We start from the raw sequence: 16826 nt of genomic DNA, 5'->3' as shown, positions 1-16826 counted from the left end.
AGGGAGAGCAGGCATGTCGCGCATCGGTAAGCAGCCGATCACCGTCCCTTCCGGGGTCGAGGTGACCATCGACGGCCAGAACATTTCGGTGAAGGGTCCCAAGGGCACCCTTTCGCACACTATCGCCGAGCCGATCACGGTCGAGCGCGGTGAGGACGGCGCGCTGCTGGTCAAGCGCCCGGACGACGAGCGGGAGAGCCGTGCGCTGCACGGTCTGACCCGCACGCTGGTCAACAACCTGGTCGTGGGTGTGACCGAGGGTTACGAGAAGAAGCTCGAGATCCACGGTGTCGGTTACCGCGTCCAGGCCAAGGGCAGCAACCTCGAGTTCGCCCTCGGCTACAGCCACCCCGTGCTGATCGAGGCGCCGGAAGGCATCACCTTCAAGGTCGAGACCCCGACCCGGTTCTCCGTGTCCGGCATCGACAAGCAGAAGGTCGGCCAGATCGCCGCGGTGATCCGCCGGCTCCGCCGTCCGGACCCGTACAAGGGCAAGGGGCTGCGCTACGAGGGTGAGCGCATCCGTCGCAAGGTCGGAAAGACGGGTAAGTGATCATGAGCGAAACGGCAACGAAGAAGCGGAAGCCGGTCGGCAAGGACATCTCGACCCGGCGCCGCGTCGCGAAGGCGCGCCGTCACTTCCGGCTTCGCAAGAAGGTCGGCGGGACCGCTCAGCGGCCCCGGCTGGTCATCCACCGGTCCTCGCGGCACATCACGGTCCAGGTGATCGACGACGTGGCAGGCCACACGGTCGCCTCGGCGTCGAGCCTCGAGGCCGACGTGCGTGCGCTCGAGGGCGACAAGAAGGCCAAAGCCGCCAAGGTCGGCGAGCTCGTGGCCGCCCGTGCCAAGGGTGCGGGCATCTCCAGCGTCGTGTTCGACCGCGGTGGCAACCGCTACCACGGCCGCATCGCCGCGCTGGCCGACGCCGCTCGCGAGGCGGGGTTGGAGTTCTGAGAACCATGCACATGCTCGCGAATGGAAGGAAAGCCTGATGCCGGGACGTACACGGCAGGGCGGTGGACAGGGCGGCCCGGGCGGCAACGACCGCGACCGTCGTGACCGCCGCGATCGCCGCGACGGTGGCCGTGGCGGGGCCGGCCAGGAGAAGACCCCGCACCTCGAGCGCGTCGTCGCGATCAACCGCGTCGCCAAGGTCGTGAAGGGTGGTCGTCGCTTCAGCTTCACCGCCCTGGTGGTCGTCGGTGACGGCGACGGTCAGGTCGGCGTCGGCTACGGCAAGGCCAAGGAAGTTCCCGCGGCCATCGCCAAGGGCGTCGAGGAAGCGAAGAAGAACTTCTTCCGCGTTCCCCGGATCGCCGGCACCATCCCGCACCCGGTCCAGGGTGAGGAGGCCGCCGGTGTGGTCCTGCTCCGCCCGGCCAGCGCCGGTACCGGTGTCATCGCCGGTGGCCCGGTCCGCGCCGTGCTGGAGTGCGCGGGTGTGCACGACGTGCTGTCGAAGTCGCTCGGCTCGGACAACGCGATCAACATCGTGCACGCCACCGTGGCGGCCCTGAAGGGTCTCCAGCGTCCGGAGGAGGTGGCGGCCCGTCGCGGTCTGCCGCTCGAGGACGTCGCGCCGGCCCGGATGCTGCGTCAGCGTGCGGGACAGGGGGTCTGACATGGCTCAGCTCAAGGTGACCCAGGTCAAGAGCAAGATCGGCACCAAGCACAACCACCGGGAGTCCCTGCGGACCCTCGGGCTGCGCAAGATCCGGCAGTCCGTGGTGCGCGAGGACACCCCGGAGGTCCGCGGTCTGATCCATACCGTCCGCCACCTCGTGACTGTTGAGGAGGTCAAGGCATGACGGCCATCAAGATCCACCACCTGCGCCCGGCCCCGGGCGCCAAGCGCGACAAGATCCGCGTCGGTCGTGGTGAGGGTTCGAAGGGCAAGACCGCCGGTCGCGGTACGAAGGGCACCAAGGCCCGGAAGAACGTGCCCGCCGGTTTCGAGGGTGGGCAGATGCCCATCCACATGCGGCTGCCGAAGCTGCGTGGCTTCAAGAACCGCTTCCGCACCGAGTACCAGCCGGTGAACGTCGGCGACATCGCCCGGGTCTTCCCGGACGGTGGCGACGTCACCAAGGAGCAGCTGGTCGAGCGCGGTCTGGTTCGCAAGAACGAGCTCGTCAAGGTCCTCGGCAACGGCGACCTGAACGGCGTGAAGCTGAACGTCACCGCCGACAAGTTCTCCTCGTCCGCGAAGGAGAAGCTCGAGGCGGCCGGCGGTTCGGCCACCGAGCTCTGAGTTCTGCCTGCGGCAAGGGCCCGCTGGTCTTCGGACCGGCGGGCCCTTTCCTTTGCCTGCCGGTGGTGCCACGATCGGGTGATGTCGTACCCGGGGGTTCCGCCTGGTTACCCGCCGGTGCCGAGCCGTCGACGTGGCTGGCACGGTGGACGTCTGCTGGGCGCCGCGCTGGCGTTGCTCGCCGCCGCGGCCGCCGTCACGGGCTCGTTCCTCGCGTTGTTCGAGGGGGAGCTGCTCTTCCGGGGTGAGCCGCAGTTGACGCTGACGGTCACCGGGTGGGACCTGACCGCGGAGGCGGTCCAGCCCGGGATCCCGACGAACACCTTCGGCAGCCCGGTCCGCAACGGGTACCTGCTGGCTGCGGCCGGGTTGCTGCTGATCGTCGCGGCGGTGCTGAGCCTGGCCGCGGCGCGGCGCAACTCGTCGCCGGCCCGGAAGTTCGCCGCGGCGCTGGCCGCGGCGACCGGCGCGGCCTTCCTCCTCGCGACCGCCGCCGGGATCGTCCTGCAGGGAGTCAGCCTGCACGAGAGCTTCCGCCCGGCGGGCGCGGCCGAAGGTGACGGCGCGTTCTCGACGAGCGACAGCCTCGGAACCGGGTTCTGGCTGGTCGCGGGCGCCACCCTGGCGGCGATCGTGGCCGCGGTCCTGGCCGCCGCGCGGGGCCGCCGCGCGCCGCAGGACCTGACGACGCCGCGCTACGGGATCCCCGCGCCGTCCGGGTACCAGCCCGGACCGCAGTTCCCGGCCCCGACGAGGCACTGGCCCGGCGGCGAGCCCTACCCGGGCGGCGGCCCGTCAGCGGGTCAGGCGATGCCACTGCCGCACGCCGGCTACCCACCTGGCCCGAGCACGCCAGGGCAGGGCGTAGGGAGTCAGGGCGCAGCGGGCCAGGGGCTGTCGGGCCACAGTGGCTGGCGGGCGAGCCCGGCAAGCCAGCACCAGCCCGCCGGCGCGCAGCCGGGGGAGCGCCAAGGGGGACTCGCCGGAAGGCGACCCGCGCGGCGAGGAGCGGCCCAGCTCGTAGCGCCGGGCAGGTAACTGACCGCCGGACCAGCCCCACCCGCCGCACCGACGTCCGGCGCGCAGCAGCTCACCCGCGCACCCCGGAAAACCAGCCGCCGCTCGTCAGCGCAACCAGTACCGTCACGGTGATGACCTGGTTGCTCGTCTTCCTCGGCGCCGCCATGCTCATCGCTCTCACGCCGGGCGCCAACAACCTCCTCGGGCTGCACCACGGGATCCAGCACGGTCTGCCGCGGGCGCTCGCCGGGCTGCTCGGCCGCCTGGCCGCCTTCACCCTCATGATCGGCGCCGTCGCGGCGGGACTGGGCCAGTTGCTCGCCGCGTCCGGACCCGCGCTCACCGCCATCAAGTGGGCCGGCGTGGCCTACCTCGTCTGGCTGGGCGTCAAGCTCCTCCGCAGCAAGCCGCAGCCGCCGGCCGAACAAGCGCCGGGACCAGTCCTGCGCAAGGAGTTCCTCGTCGCCATCACCAACCCCAAGGCGGTCCTCATCTTCACCGCCTTCGTGCCGCAGTTCGTCGACCCCGCGCACGGTTCGCCCACCGCGCAGATCGCGATCCTCGGCGCCGTCTACCTGCTCGCCGAGTTCCTCGCCGGCACCGCCTACGCCGCGGCCGGCGCGGCGCTCAAGTCCGTCCGGCTGAGCGTCCGCGCCCGGCGGAACGTGGACCGCGGCACCGGAGTGGTCCTGATCGGCATGGCGGGCACCCTGGCCGCCGCCGGTTCATAACACGGCCTACCTCACAACCCTCCAACGCCCGGCTGTTAGAGTCGGGCGACGCGCTTCGGGGACCGACATGCCCCGGAGCGCTGCTGGCTTGCCAGCGACATGGTGTTCCTGCCGGCCAGCGTGCCGGCCAAGCCGATCGCCGGTGACACCCACCGGCGACGCCGAGGAGGTCCCCCGCGTGCTCAGCGCCTTTCGCTCGGCTCTCGCCACGCCGGACCTGCGCAAGAAGATCCTGTTCACGCTGTTGATCGTGGCCGTGTACCGGATCGGTGCGGTCACTCCGGCGCCCGGGGTCTCCTATCCCAATGTGCAGGCATGCCAGGCCGGTGCCGACCAGTCCGGCATCTACTCCCTGCTGAACCTGTTCAGCGGTGGGGCGCTCCTGCAGCTGTCGATCTTCTCGACCGGCATCATGCCGTACATCACGGCCAGCATCATCATCCAGCTGCTCACCGTCGTCATCCCGCGGTTCGAGGAGCTGAAGAAGGAAGGCCAGGCCGGCCAGGGCAAGCTCACGCAGTACACCCGGTACCTGACGATCGCGCTGGCGATCCTGCAGGCGACCGGTGTGGTGGCGCTCGCCGACCGCGGTCAGCTGTTCCCGGACTGCGCGCAGTCGATCATCCCGGACAACAGCATCTTCTCGCTGGCGCTGATCGTCATCACGATGACGGCGGGCACCGCGGTCATGATGTGGCTGGGCGAGCTCATCACCGAGCGCGGCGTCGGCAACGGCATGTCGGTCCTGATCTTCCTGAACATCGCGGCCCGCATCCCGGCCGAGGGCATGAACATCCTCAACAACCAGGGCGGTCTCGTCTTCGCGCTGGTGTGCGTCTTCGGCCTGGTGATCATCGCCAGCGTCATCTTCGTCGAGCAGGGCCAGCGCCGGATCCCGGTGCAGTACGCCAAGCGGATGATCGGCCGCCGGATGTACGGCGGCACGTCGACCTACCTGCCGATCAAGGTGAACCAGGCCGGTGTCATCCCGGTCATCTTCGCTTCGTCGCTGCTGTACCTGCCGGACCTGATCAGCCGTCTGTTCGGCGACCCGACCAGCGGCTCCGGCTGGCAGGCGTTCCTGCAGACCTACGTGGTCAACCAGTCCAGCTGGGTGCACATCCTGCTGTACTTCGCGCTGATCATCTTCTTCACGTACTTCTACATCACCATCACGTTCAACGTGGATGAGCGCGCGGAGGAGATGAAGAAGTTCGGCGGCTTCATCCCGGGCATCCGTCCCGGCAGGCCGACCGCCGAGTACCTGAGCTTCGTGCTGGGCCGGATCACCTTCCCCGGCTCGCTCTACCTCGGCATCATCGCGATCCTCCCGAACTTCTTCCTGTCGATCACGCAGGAGGGCAACAACCAGAACTTCCCGTTCGGCGGCACCGCCGTGCTGATCATGGTCGGCGTCGGCCTCGACACGGTGAAGCAGATCGAAAGCCAGCTGATGCAGCGGAATTACGAAGGGTTCTTGCGATGACGCGCCTGGTTCTTGTCGGCCCGCCCGGAGCAGGGAAGGGAACTCAGGCGGTAGCGCTGTCGCAGCGGCTCTCCATCCCGCACATCTCCACGGGCGACCTCTTCCGCGCTCACGTGGCGGAGCAGACGCCGCTGGGCGAGGAGGCGAAGCGCTACCTCGACTCGGGCGAGCTGGTTCCGGACAGCGTCACCAACGAGATGGTCCGCGAGCGCCTGGCCGAGTCCGACACCAAGGCCGGCTTCCTGCTGGACGGGTTCCCCCGCAACACCAAGCAGGCCGAGGTCCTCGGCGAGATGCTGGCCGAGTCGGACAGCGCGCTCGACGCGGTCATCCAGCTCGACGTGCCGGAGGACGTCCTGGTCGAGCGCCTGCTGGGCCGCGGCCGCACGGACGACACCGAAGAGGTCATCCGCCGCAGGCAGCAGGTCTACCAGTCGGAGACCGCCCCGCTGCTGGACTACTACCGCGACATCCTGGTCAAGGTGGACGGCGTCGGTGAGGTCGACGAGGTTTCCTCGCGGATCGTGAACGCACTCGACGCGCGCGCGTGAACCTGGTGCCTTCCGTGCTCCGCCGCCACCGCGGCATCGAGATCAAGACGCCTGGCGAGCTGGACGCGATGCGGGCCGCCGGGATCGTGGTGGCCCGCACCCTCGCGGCTGTCGCCGAGGCCGCCAAGCCCGGCGTCAGCACCGGCGACCTGGACGAGATCGCCGAGCAGACCATCCGCGCGGCCGGCGCGGTGCCCTCGTTCAAGGGCTACCACGGCTTCCCGGCCTCGATCTGCGCGTCGGTGAACGAACAGGTCGTCCACGGCATCCCGGCGAAGACCACCGTGCTGGCCGAGGGCGACCTGCTGTCCGTGGACTGCGGCGCCATCCTCGACGGCTGGCACGGTGACTCCGCCGTCACCCTGGCCATCGGCTCGGTTTCGGCCGCCGACCAGGCGTTGTCGGCCGCGACCCGCGCCGCGATGCTCGCCGGCATCGAGGCCGCGGTGCCCGGCGCCCGGCTGACCGACATCTCGCACGCCGTGCAGTCCTCGGCCGAGACGTCCTCGGCGGCCGACGGCACCGAGTACGGCCAGATCGTCGAGTACGGCGGGCACGGCATCGGCACCGAGATGCACATGGAGCCGTTCCTGCCCAACGTCGGCAAGCCCGGCAAGGGGCCGAAGCTCAAGCCCGGCATGGCGCTGGCCATCGAGCCGATGCTGACCGGCGGCAGCGCCGAGACCGTCGAGCTCGAGGACGGCTGGACCGTGGTGACCGCGGACGGCTCGCGCGCCGCCCACTGGGAGCACACCGTCGCCATCACCGAGGACGGCCCTCGCGTCCTGACCCTGCCCGAAGGCTCCTGACCTGCGGTTTCCCCGCTTCGGGTGCGACTTGGGGTATCGTCGGAGTGACGTTGCCTACCACACATCACCCCGCCTCGCGAGGTGCGACACAGGCTGCGTACACTATCTAGTCGGCGTACTCATCACGCCGGTTCCAACGCGCTCGTCAATGCTCGGGTCCTTGGGGTCGGTGCGGCGTGTCCGCCGAACGCAAGAGTTGCCAATTCGGTGCTCTACCAAGTCACGAAACGCGGAGGACATGGCTAAGAAAGACGGGGCCATCGAGGTCGAAGGTCGGGTCATCGAGCCACTCCCCAACGCGATGTTCCGAGTCGAGTTGGAGAACGGTCACAAGGTCCTGGCACACATCAGCGGCAAGATGCGGCAGCACTACATCCGCATCCTCCCGGAAGACCGGGTTGTCGTCGAGCTGTCGCCGTACGACCTGTCTCGTGGGCGGATCGTCTACCGCTACAAGTGACGCGGTGAGCAACGCATAAGGAAGCAGGAGACGTGAAGGTCCAGCCGAGCGTCAAGAAGATCTGCGACAAGTGCAAGGTGATCCGCCGCCACGGCCGGATCATGGTGATCTGCGAGAACCTGCGGCACAAGCAGCGGCAGGGCTGATCACCGCCTGCACCACGCAGAGCGGACGGACAGCTGTATGACCTCCCCGCACCTGCCGGGCCACACGGCCCGGCCGACCCCCGGACTCCAGGCCGGGGCCGGGACACCGGACACGCAAGTGTTCCGGACGACATGCGAGTCGGTCCCGGAACCGGGCGGGGAGCACACCTGGAGCGACGAACAGCAGAAGGAGCATCAAGCGCCATGGCACGACTCGCCGGCGTAGACCTCCCCCGCGAGAAGCGGTTGGAGATCGCGCTGACCTACATCTACGGCATCGGTCGTACGCGCTCGAAGGAGCTCATCGCGGCCACGTCGCTGAACCCGGACACCCGGGTCCGCGACCTGACCGACGACGACCTCGTCAAGCTGCGCGACCACATCGAAGAGAACTTCAAGGTCGAGGGTGACCTCCGCCGCGAGGTGCAGGCCGACATCCGTCGCAAGATCGAGATCGGCTGCTACGAGGGCCTGCGGTGGCGCCGCGGTCTGCCCGTCCGCGGTCAGCGGACCAAGACCAACGCCCGCACCCGCAAGGGTCCGAAGAAGACGGTCGCCGGCAAGAAGAAGGCTGGCAAGAAGTGAGCGTCCAGGGCAAGAAGGTCGTGCGGATCGGCGCCGGGCAGGTGCGCCGCCGCAACAATTCGTGCGTTTCGCCGAAGGCCCTGTATGCCCGCCCGATGGCGCTTCGCCAGCTCTACACCGACGCCGGTTCGCTGATCCGGCGTGGCCAGCAGGAGGCCCGCGAGGCCGCCGCTGCCGCCGCACAGACCGAGAACTCGCGCTAGGCAGGAGAAACCACCCAACATGCCACCCAAGGCTCGCGCCGGGGCCAAGAAGGTCCGGCGGAAGGAAAAGAAGAACGTGGCCCACGGCCACGCTCACATCAAGAGCACCTTCAACAACACCATCGTGTCGATCACCGACCCGAACGGTGCGGTTATCTCGTGGGCCTCTTCCGGCCACGTCGGTTTCAAGGGCTCCCGGAAGTCCACCCCGTTCGCCGCGCAGATGGCGGCCGAGAACGCGGCCCGCAAGGCCGCCGAGCACGGGATGAAGAAGGTCGACGTGTTCGTCAAGGGCCCGGGCTCCGGCCGGGAGACGGCGATCCGTTCGCTGCAGGCCGCCGGTCTCGAGGTCGGCACCATCCAGGACGTGACCCCGCAGCCTCACAACGGCTGCCGCCCGCCCAAGCGGCGCCGGGTCTGAGGAACGGGGAGGAGTAACAACAGATGGCTCGCTACACCGGCCCCGCGACTCGCATCTCGCGGCGCCTCAAGGTTGACCTCGTCGGCGGCGACCAGGCTTTCGAGCGCCGCCCGTACCCGCCCGGCCAGCACGGCCGCGGCCGGGTCAAGGAGTCCGAGTACCTGCTCCAGCTGCAGGAGAAGCAGAAGGCTCGCTACACGTACGGCGTCCTCGAGCGGCAGTTCAGCCGCTACTACAAGGAGGCCGCGCGGCGCCCCGGCAAGACCGGTGAGAACCTGCTGCAGATCCTCGAGTCCCGCCTGGACAACGTCGTGTACCGCGCCGGCCTGGCCCGTACCCGCCGTCAGGCGCGTCAGCTGGTGGCGCACGGTCACTTCACCGTCAACGGCGTGAAGGTGACGATCCCCAGCTACCAGGTCGAGAAGTTCGACATCATCGACGTGCGGCCGAAGTCGCTCCAGATGCTGCCCTTCGTGGCCGCCAAGGAGTCGTTCGGTGACCGGCCGATCCCCGGCTGGCTGCAGGTCGTGCAGTCCAACCTGCGCATCCTGGTGCACCAGCTCCCCGAGCGGGCGCAGATCGACGTTCCGGTCCAGGAACAGCTGATCGTCGAGTACTACTCGAAGTGATCGGCCGCGGCGGCGCGCACCCGCGCGTCGCCGCTCCGCCATCCCTTTCGGCGTCATATGGCGGGCGCCGGCAGGAAAGGAAGAGAAGAAAGTGCTGATTTCCCAGCGACCGGCCCTCGGCGAAGAGCCGATCAACGAGACCCGGTCCCGGTTCACCATCGAGCCGCTGGAGCCCGGCTTCGGGTACACGCTCGGCAACTCGCTGCGGCGCACGCTGCTGTCGTCCATCCCGGGCGCGGCGGTCACCAGCATCCGCATCGACGGTGTGCTGCACGAGTTCACCACCGTCCCCGGGGTGAAGGAAGACGTCACCGACATCATCCTGAACCTCAAGGAACTGGTCGTCTCGTCCGAGGAGGACGAGCCCGTCACCATGTACCTGCGCAAGCAGGGCCCGGGTGAGGTCACCGCGGCCGACATCGTTCCGCCGGCCGGTGTCACCGTGCACAACCAGGATCTGCACATCGCCTCGCTGAACGGCAAGGGCAAGCTGGAGATCGAACTGGTCGTCGAGCGCGGCCGCGGTTACGTGCCCGCTCAGCAGAACAAGCAGGCTGGTGCCGAGATCGGCCGGATCCCGGTCGACTCGATCTACTCGCCGGTGCTGAAGGTCACGTACAAGGTCGAGGCGACCCGTGTCGAGCAGCGCACCGACTTCGACAAGCTGATCCTGGACGTCGAGACCAAGCCGTCGATCACGCCGCGCGACGCCGTCGCGTCGGCAGGCAAGACGCTGGTCGAGCTGTTCGGCCTGGCCCGGGAGCTCAACGTCGACGCCGAGGGCATCGAGATCGGCCCGTCGCCGCAGGAGGCGGACACCATCGCCGCCTACGCGATGCCGATCGAGGACCTGGACCTCACGGTCCGGTCGTACAACTGCCTCAAGCGCGAGGGCATCCACACGGTCGGCGAACTGGTCTCGCGCAGCGAGGCCGACCTGCTCGACATCCGCAACTTCGGCGCGAAGTCGATCGACGAGGTCAAGATGAAGCTCGTCGGCCTCGGCCTGTCGCTGAAGGACAGCCCGCCCGGGTTCGACCCGACCGCGGCTGCTGCCTCCTACGAGGGCGGCGAGAGCTGGTCCGCCGAGGGTGTCGGCGGTCTGTCGGACAACGGCCACGACGACGGCCAGGACTACGCAGAGACGGAGCAGCTGTAAGGACGGCGGCCCGCCTCGCCGAGTGATTCGTGCGGGGCGGGCGCCGGCCTGAAAGCGGCCGGATTTACGAGGAGAAGCAATGCCCACCCCCACGAAGGGCCCCCGTCTCGGTGGATCCGCGGCCCACGAGCGGCTGATGATGGCGAACCTCGCCACGTCGCTGTTCGAGCACGGCAAGATCACCACGACCGAGGCCAAGGCCCGCCGGATGCGGCCGCTCGCCGAGAAGCTGATCACCAAGGCGAAGCGCGGCGACCTGCACAACCGGCGTCAGATCCAGCGCGTGATCCGCGACAAGGACGTGGTTCACAAGCTGCTCGCCGAGATCGGCCCGTTCTTCGCGGACCGCAACGGCGGTTACACCCGGATCACCAAGACGCTGCCGCGCAAGGGCGACAACGCCCCGATGGCGGTCATCGAGCTGGTGTCCGAGAAGACCGTCACCTCGGAGGCCGAGAAGGCGCGGAAGACCAAGTTCGCGAAGGACGAGGCTGCCGCTCCCGCCGCGACCGAGGCCGAGGAGACCAAGGCCGAGGCTGCCGACCAGGACGCTGAGGCGCCCGAGTCGGCCACCACCGAGGCGACCGCCGAGCCGGCCGAGGGTGCCGCTGACGCGGATGCCGACGCCGAGTCGTCGAAGAAGGACGAGTCCTGACGGCTGAGTTCGGTCCAGGCAACGAGCCCGCTGCTCCCTCCGGGGAGGGCGGGCTCGTTCGTCTGCGCCTGGACGTCAGCTACGACGGCACGCAGTTCTCGGGGTGGGCCCGCCAGCCCGGCCGTCGGACGGTCCAGGGCTTGCTGGAGGAGGCGCTGGCGAAGCAGCCGCCCGGGGCCGCGGTGCCGAAGTCGGTCGTGGTGGCCGGCCGGACGGACGCCGGTGTGCACGCGACCGGGCAGGTCGTGCACGTGGACGTGGTGCCGTTGTCGGAGCCGCGGGGTCGCCTGGCGGTGGACGAGCACGGCATTCTTGATCTGGAGCGCATGCGGCACCGCTGGAACCGGTTCCTGCCGGGCGACGTGCGAGTGCTGGACGCGCGGGTCGCGCCGGAGGGTTTCGACGCGCGGTTCTCGGCGATTCGCAGGCATTATCGTTATCGGGTCTCGGACGCGCCGTGGGGCGTTGATCCGCTGCGCCGGTTCGACACCCTGGCCTGGGGCCGCCCGCTGTCCCTGACGGCGATGAACGAGGCTTCCGAGGCACTGCTGGGCCTGCGGGACTTCGCGGCGTTCTGCAAGCAGCGCGAGGGCGGCACCACGATCCGCGAACTCCAGCGGTTCACGTGGCGCCGGATTGATTCGCACGTGGTTGAGGCAGAGGTCTCGGCTGACGCGTTCTGCCACTCGATGGTGCGCAGCCTGGTCGGCGCGATGCTCCTGGTGGGCGACGGCCGTCGCCCGACCGAGTGGCCTGCTGAGCTGTTGCGTGGGGGAGTGCGGGACAGCGCCGTGGCCCCCGCACACGGCCTGACGTTGATCGGCGTGGACTACCCGGCCGACGAGGAGCTGGCCGCACGGGCCGAACAGACCCGCAACATGCGAGCAGCCTCCGAGGCAAGCTAGTTATCCACAATCCACAGCGGTTATCCACAGGCCGCCGCGAGGGTGGCACCGCAACAAACCGGAAGCCGGCAACGGAAGCGACCCGACGAACAAGCAGGCCTTCCCCACCCCGCAACCGCCACCCGGCAACGCAAAGCAAGCGGCCAACCCAACCAGACCTCCCCCGCCCAAACGCAAGCCGGCAGCGCAAGTACGCCGACTACTCCAACCAGACCTCCCCCGCCCCCGATCCACAGCCGATCTTTGGTCGCCGATCAGCGGGGTCAAGGTACTCTTTCCCGCCTTGACGCCGCTGCTCGGCGACTGAAACACAATCAGGCATCGGGGGCGGGGGTGGTCGTAAGGTGACCGTTTGGCGCCGTGAGGCGCTTTTTCCGCGCGAAGGCGCGGGTTTAAAGATCAAAAGAAGTCCTCGCCGGACGGGCAGGCTCCGGGATGACCAGGGGTTGGGTGCCTCGTCTCGCCTTGGCGAGGTGGTCGCCGGGTGGTCATCCCGTCGCCTTCCGGTTTGTGCATATCACCTTGAGCCAGGGCCGCAAGGTTGGCATGTTCGGCTGCCGGTTGGAGGCCTGGGTTGCGGCCCTGGCTCAAGGTGATCGCGCCGGTGTCAGGCGACGGGATGACCACCCAGCTCGGGTTGTGTTCACAGATCAAGGGCGCGGCGCTGCGCGCCATCAGTCGCCGCGGCGGACTGGGCCCAGTAGTGCTTGTTCTTTCGGTGTGGTGACCAGCCGTAGTGGGCGCCAGAGGTTCTGGCCCAGTGCCACCACCTGGTCGTCCTTCAGCGTGGTCAGCTGCCGCACCATCTGCGGCGGCAGGCGCCAGATCCGGGCCGCCAGCTCGGCCTGTCCGGCGGGCAGTCGCTGCATGAGCACGACGTCCGCGGCGTTCGCGATCGTCGTCGCCTGGGGGTGCAGGTACGGCAGCACGTAGACCGTCGTGTGCCAGGGCGATCGGGGCGGAAACAGGTCCTGTGGCGTCGGCCCGCCGTCGGTCACCACCAGCAGCGGTGCGTCTTCCGACGGGCGCGGCAGCTCTACCGGCGACAGCCGCCGAATGGTCACCAGCGGCGACGGTCGCCCGTTCGGCTGGTTGCCTGCCGCCTTCGGCAGCACCTGCCACGCGGCGGGCCGCCCGGTCGCGATCGTCACCCACGCGCCGACCGCCATCGCCCGCAGCGCCACCTGCCGCGCCAGGTACAGGCCACCGACCAGCACGATCCGGGTGGGGGTGGCCCGCAGGGCGGAGATCGTCAGCGGCTCACCCTTGAGGCCGGAGCCGACGACGATGCCGCCGCGGTCACCGGACGGGCTGATCGCGTCCAGCAGCACGGGATCGACCACGAACTCGGGCGCGACGCCCGTGTTCCGGCCCGGGTCACGAAGCCGCAGGCTCATGCGGTGCCTCCCATCGGCATGGTCGCGGCGAGCCCGTCGATCTGCAGGCCGCGCAGCGGGGTCAGCGACACGCCGACGCGTTCGGCGAGCGTGTTGAGCCGCTCGTCGGCGGCGTCCAGCTCACGCGGGTTGCGCGCGCTCAGCCGCACCACGCCGCGCAGGCCGACCTTGCCCTCGTCGTCCGCGGGCGAGATGGACATCGCCACGGTCGACGACAGCGTGCGCACGCTGGTCAGCGCGTTCAGCGTGGTCGTGATCTTGCCCTTGGGCCAGCTGGTGACGGCGTAGCTGGCGTGGCCGATGCCCGCCGCGGTCGCACTGGTCCAGTTCTCCTTCAGGTTCACCTTCGCGCCGCCACCGACCGCCGCGGTGAGCTCGGCGGCCGAGATCCCGGCCCGCAGCAGCTCGTCCGGGCTCAGCGGCCGGGTCGGCACGCCCTGTGACTCCAGTGCGTTGCGCACGCGGGACAACGCGCCGATCAGGGCGCGGTGCGCGCCGACGACGCCGCCGCCGCGCTCGCGGACCGCGTCCGGGCAACGACGCGGGTCGAGCCGGATCGCCACCCACGTGGTGCGTCGGGCCGCGGCCGGCAGCGGCCCGAGGACCTCCATATAGGACGTCAGCGCGGGGGAGTCCGCGGGCAGCGCAGCGCTGCCCGGGTAGCAGTGCCAGATCATCTGGATGGAGTCCAGGACGACGCCGCGGTCCTCCAGGCACGGCGCCAGCGCCGACAGCGGCAGGCTCGGCGCGCCGCCGGCCTGCGTGATCAGCGCGGGGGTGGGCTCGACGAGCAGGACCGCGGTCCACGTCCCGTCGTGCCAGGCGAGCCCGACCTCCTGCAGTTCGTGGTCCTTGCCGTGGGCGACCACCAGGTCCGGCACGACGAGCCGCAGCAGGCTGACGCGCACGTCCTCCGGGCCGGTAACGGACACGTCGCCGGTCGCGATGGCCTGGGCGTCGGGCTTCGGCGGCGTTGACACCCGGTCGTGGCTGCGGAACGAGTAGCGCATCGTAAGTCCAGCCCATTGGGTGAACCACTGACCGCGCCACCGCAGGACCGCGATGATCAGCGCGGCGCCGAGGACGCCGATGCCGACGTAGAGCAGCGACTCGTTGATCGCGATGAGGATGAGCCCGATCGCGAGGCCGATCTCGAGCACCACGAGGTTGGTCACCGGGATCGGGCCGAGCCGGGTGTTCAGGACGCGGCGGCGAGCCGGGGGAGCGACCGGCGCGGGACGTTCGGGGGGCGGCTGCGCCGGCGGCGGACCACCCGGGCCACCAGGTCCGCCCGGACCACCGGGGCCACCAGGGCCGCGACCACCTGGACCGCCAGGCCCACCGGGGCCTCCGGGTCCCTGCGGGCCGCGCGGTCCGGCGGGTCCTCCCGGCCCGCCCGGAACGCCGCCACGCGGTGGCGGGCCCGGCGGACGGCCCCTCGGCGGCGGTGAACCCGGGGGCCCACCCGGACGTGGCGGAGTGGTGACGGACATCCGCTCGTTCTTCCCCTCGTACCTACAGCGATCCCGGCAAGCCGGTCGGCCGGGAACCCGACCCTAGCCGGAGTTGGGAGAAACCCACACCGGCGGAGATCCCGTACCGCTATCCTGCGGAACCGTACCGCGACTCGGGGAGCAGTAGGTCGAGAATGCCGTCAACACCGACAACGAAATCGCAAGTTCACGCTTACCAGTTCGTGCTGCGTCGCATGCAGTCCGCGCTGGTGCGGCGTGACTCGGTCATGCTCCACGATCCGATGCGGACCCACGGCAGAGCGACGATCGTCGGGTTCATCCTGGCGTTGCTCGGCGTCGTCGGCTTCGTGATCTTCGGGTTGATCAGCCCGAAGCCCGCCGTGCCGGACTCGGGAAACATCGTGATCGGCAAGGAGTCCGGCGCGATCTACGTCGTCACCGGCAACCCGAAGCAACTGGTCCCGACCTTCAACCTCGCCTCGGCGCGGCTGTTGCTGATGTCGCAGCAGGGGCAGGGCGGTACCGCGGCGGCGACCGCGGTGGAGCCGTCGGTGGTTCCGGACGACCAGCTCAAGGACATCCCGCGCGGGCGGCTGACGGGCATTGTGGACGGTCCGCAGCTGCTGCCGACCACGTCGCAGCGGGTGTCCGACGACTGGGCGGTGTGCGACCAGCTGACCATCCGGTCGGACCTGCCGAGCCAGCTGGCGCTGCAGCAGGCGACGAACGCCACGACGGTGCTCGCCGGCGTGCCCGACCCGGGACGTGAGCTGGGCGACAACGAGGCCGTGCTGGCCGTCGGCGACAACGACAAGCCGTACCTGATCTACCGCCTGGAGCGGAACCCGAACCAGCCGAACGCGAACACCGTGCGGGCCGAGCTGGACCCGGCGCGCGCCGGTGTCTACACGGCACTGGGCCTGAACCCGCAGAACGCGCGCCGCATCTCCATCGGCTTGCTGAACGCCATCCCGCAGGTGACGCCGTTCACGCCGCCGACGATCCCGGGCAAGGGCAGCGCGACGCAGTTCCAGGCGCTGGACCTGGCCGGCCTCAACGTGGGTGACGTGTTCGCGGTGTCGTTCTCGGACGGCACGCGGAGCAGCTACGTGGTCCTGCAGAACGGGATCCAGCGCGTGTCGCCCGCCGTCGCGGACCTCATCCGGTTCTCGGGTAGCTCGACCGCCGCGCCGCGCCCGCAGGAGCTGTCGCCGAACACGATCACGTCGATCCGCCAGATCCAGTCCGGCGACAGCGACGCGCTCAAGGTCGACACCATGCCGAACACCATCCCGACCGTGCTGGACCCGACGCAGACCCCGGTGACCTGCCTCGGCTGGAACGTGGTGAACCCCGGCGACCCGACGACCGAGGACCAGCACACGGCCGTCTACGTCGGCACGCAGCTCCCCGTCCCCGCCGACGCGAAGCTGATCCAGATCGGACAGCCGAGCCCGGACGGCCTGAAGATCGACAACTTCTACATGCCCCCCGGCCGCGGAGCGGTCATCCGGTCGGCGACGTCGAAACAGTCCTTCGCGACGGGCCCCATCTCACTGGTGACCGACCGGGGCCTGCGGTACGGCGTCCCCGACGCGAACACCGCCAACGCACTGGGCCTGACCGACCCACGGCCCGCGCCGGACGCCATCGTGCGCCTCCTGCCCACCGGAGCATCCCTGAACGTGCAGGACGCCCAGCGGAGCTACGACTCCGTGCCGGTGTCGCCGAACGCCGGGAGCTTCCCCTCGCAGCAGCAACAGGCATCAGGAAACACCGGAACATCAGGCAACTAGTCCACAAAAGACAGCGGCCCTCCAAAAACGGAGGGCCGCTGTCTTTTAGGTCCGCCACAAACCGCCGCCCGGCAACGAAAAGCAAGCGACTACCCCAACCAGACCTCCCCCCCCCCCCCCCCCCCCCCCCCCCCCCCCCCCCCC

The 16826-nt window shown here is 69.6% G+C and carries 23 protein-coding genes; 20 read left to right on the top strand and 3 right to left on the bottom strand.

Features of this window, described 5'->3' with window-relative positions:
* Nucleotides 1–13: 13 nt before the first annotated feature.
* The 19 genes from rplF to truA all read left to right on the top strand — a co-directional run bounded on the left by rplF (nt 14) and on the right by truA (nt 12014).
* Entirely contained in the window at nt 14–553 is a 540-nt protein-coding gene (gene rplF / locus AMYTH_RS0125270; protein ID WP_020417565.1) for a 50S ribosomal protein L6, read from the top strand.
* A 2-nt stretch (nt 554–555) separates the two neighbouring features.
* The gene (rplR, locus tag AMYTH_RS0125265) at nt 556–957 is read left to right on the top strand and encodes a 50S ribosomal protein L18 (protein ID WP_027932626.1); all 402 of its coding nucleotides are present in this window, start codon (nt 556–558) and stop codon (nt 955–957) included.
* Between the two features lie 37 nt (nt 958–994).
* Nucleotides 995–1624 (top strand): 30S ribosomal protein S5, encoded by a 630-nt coding sequence (gene rpsE, locus AMYTH_RS0125260; protein WP_017986622.1) that lies wholly within the window; start codon nt 995–997, stop codon nt 1622–1624.
* 1 nt (nt 1625) lies between these two features.
* Entirely contained in the window at nt 1626–1811 is a 186-nt protein-coding gene (gene rpmD / locus AMYTH_RS0125255; RefSeq protein WP_020417566.1) for a 50S ribosomal protein L30, read from the top strand.
* On the top strand, nt 1808–2254 hold the full coding sequence (rplO, locus tag AMYTH_RS0125250; RefSeq protein ID WP_017986624.1) for a 50S ribosomal protein L15: 447 nt from the start codon (nt 1808–1810) through the stop codon (nt 2252–2254). The genes rpmD and rplO overlap by 4 nt, the downstream gene beginning before the upstream one ends.
* Nucleotides 2255–2335: 81 nt before the next feature.
* Nucleotides 2336–3292: a hypothetical protein gene (locus tag AMYTH_RS0125245; protein ID WP_027932625.1), complete on the top strand. Its 957-nt coding sequence runs from the start codon at nt 2336–2338 to the stop codon at nt 3290–3292.
* 113 nt (nt 3293–3405) lie between these two features.
* The gene (locus AMYTH_RS0125240) at nt 3406–4005 is read left to right on the top strand and encodes a LysE family translocator (RefSeq protein ID WP_027932624.1); all 600 of its coding nucleotides are present in this window, start codon (nt 3406–3408) and stop codon (nt 4003–4005) included.
* 178 nt (nt 4006–4183) lie between these two features.
* Nucleotides 4184–5491, top strand: coding sequence for a preprotein translocase subunit SecY (gene secY, locus AMYTH_RS0125235; RefSeq protein WP_027932623.1), 1308 nt, complete (start codon nt 4184–4186; stop codon nt 5489–5491).
* Nucleotides 5488–6042 (top strand): adenylate kinase, encoded by a 555-nt coding sequence (locus AMYTH_RS0125230; RefSeq protein ID WP_026153762.1) that lies wholly within the window; start codon nt 5488–5490, stop codon nt 6040–6042. The genes secY and AMYTH_RS0125230 overlap by 4 nt, the downstream gene beginning before the upstream one ends.
* Nucleotides 6039–6851 carry a type I methionyl aminopeptidase gene (gene map / locus AMYTH_RS0125225; protein ID WP_084022676.1) on the top strand — a complete coding sequence of 271 codons (813 nt, stop codon included), beginning with the start codon at nt 6039–6041 and terminating at the stop codon, nt 6849–6851. The genes AMYTH_RS0125230 and map overlap by 4 nt, the downstream gene beginning before the upstream one ends.
* 238 nt (nt 6852–7089) lie before the next feature.
* Nucleotides 7090–7311 carry a translation initiation factor IF-1 gene (infA, locus tag AMYTH_RS0125220; RefSeq protein ID WP_005443304.1) on the top strand — a complete coding sequence of 74 codons (222 nt, stop codon included), beginning with the start codon at nt 7090–7092 and terminating at the stop codon, nt 7309–7311.
* A 32-nt stretch (nt 7312–7343) separates the two neighbouring features.
* Nucleotides 7344–7457 (top strand): 50S ribosomal protein L36, encoded by a 114-nt coding sequence (gene rpmJ / locus AMYTH_RS0125215; RefSeq protein ID WP_004558882.1) that lies wholly within the window; start codon nt 7344–7346, stop codon nt 7455–7457.
* A gap of 204 nt (nt 7458–7661) precedes the next feature.
* A complete protein-coding gene (gene rpsM / locus AMYTH_RS0125210) occupies nt 7662–8042 on the top strand; it encodes a 30S ribosomal protein S13 (protein ID WP_017986631.1) in 381 nt (126 codons plus the stop codon).
* Nucleotides 8039–8245, top strand: coding sequence for a hypothetical protein (locus AMYTH_RS0125205; RefSeq protein WP_017986632.1), 207 nt, complete (start codon nt 8039–8041; stop codon nt 8243–8245). Before rpsM ends, AMYTH_RS0125205 begins: the two co-directional genes overlap by 4 nt.
* Nucleotides 8246–8264: 19 nt before the next feature.
* Complete coding sequence (gene rpsK, locus AMYTH_RS0125200; RefSeq protein WP_017986633.1) at nt 8265–8666, top strand: 30S ribosomal protein S11; 402 nt, start codon at nt 8265–8267, stop codon at nt 8664–8666.
* A gap of 23 nt (nt 8667–8689) precedes the next feature.
* The gene (gene rpsD / locus AMYTH_RS0125195) at nt 8690–9295 is read left to right on the top strand and encodes a 30S ribosomal protein S4 (protein WP_020417571.1); all 606 of its coding nucleotides are present in this window, start codon (nt 8690–8692) and stop codon (nt 9293–9295) included.
* A gap of 91 nt (nt 9296–9386) precedes the next feature.
* Complete coding sequence (locus AMYTH_RS0125190) at nt 9387–10454, top strand: DNA-directed RNA polymerase subunit alpha (protein ID WP_017986635.1); 1068 nt, start codon at nt 9387–9389, stop codon at nt 10452–10454.
* A gap of 79 nt (nt 10455–10533) precedes the next feature.
* Nucleotides 10534–11109, top strand: coding sequence for a 50S ribosomal protein L17 (rplQ, locus tag AMYTH_RS0125185; protein WP_027932621.1), 576 nt, complete (start codon nt 10534–10536; stop codon nt 11107–11109).
* A 68-nt stretch (nt 11110–11177) separates the two neighbouring features.
* Nucleotides 11178–12014 carry a tRNA pseudouridine(38-40) synthase TruA gene (truA, locus tag AMYTH_RS0125180; protein ID WP_209440882.1) on the top strand — a complete coding sequence of 279 codons (837 nt, stop codon included), beginning with the start codon at nt 11178–11180 and terminating at the stop codon, nt 12012–12014.
* Nucleotides 12015–12688: 674 nt separating this feature from the next.
* Here truA and AMYTH_RS0125175 read toward each other — a convergent pair.
* Genes AMYTH_RS0125175 through AMYTH_RS49045 form a run of 3 tightly spaced genes read right to left on the bottom strand, consistent with a single transcriptional unit; the run spans nt 12689 to nt 14822 of the window.
* Nucleotides 12689–13411, bottom strand: coding sequence for a hypothetical protein (locus tag AMYTH_RS0125175; protein ID WP_017986638.1), 723 nt, complete (start codon nt 13409–13411; stop codon nt 12689–12691).
* A complete protein-coding gene (gene eccE, locus AMYTH_RS0125170; protein WP_027932619.1) occupies nt 13408–14586 on the bottom strand; it encodes a type VII secretion protein EccE in 1179 nt (392 codons plus the stop codon). The genes AMYTH_RS0125175 and eccE overlap by 4 nt, the downstream gene beginning before the upstream one ends.
* A 23-nt stretch (nt 14587–14609) precedes the next feature.
* A complete protein-coding gene (locus tag AMYTH_RS49045; RefSeq protein ID WP_027932618.1) occupies nt 14610–14822 on the bottom strand; it encodes a hypothetical protein in 213 nt (70 codons plus the stop codon).
* A 237-nt stretch (nt 14823–15059) separates the two neighbouring features.
* On the opposite strand from AMYTH_RS49045, the gene eccB reads away from it, so the two are divergent.
* On the top strand, nt 15060–16682 hold the full coding sequence (eccB, locus tag AMYTH_RS0125160; protein WP_027932617.1) for a type VII secretion protein EccB: 1623 nt from the start codon (nt 15060–15062) through the stop codon (nt 16680–16682).
* Nucleotides 16683–16826: the final 144 nt, after the last annotated feature.

It is taken from the genome of Amycolatopsis thermoflava N1165, assembly GCF_000473265.1.
Lineage (GTDB): Bacteria > Actinomycetota > Actinomycetes > Mycobacteriales > Pseudonocardiaceae > Amycolatopsis_E > Amycolatopsis_E thermoflava.
Note: the sequence above shows the minus strand (reverse complement) of the source record. Positions and strands in the feature narration are given on the sequence as shown.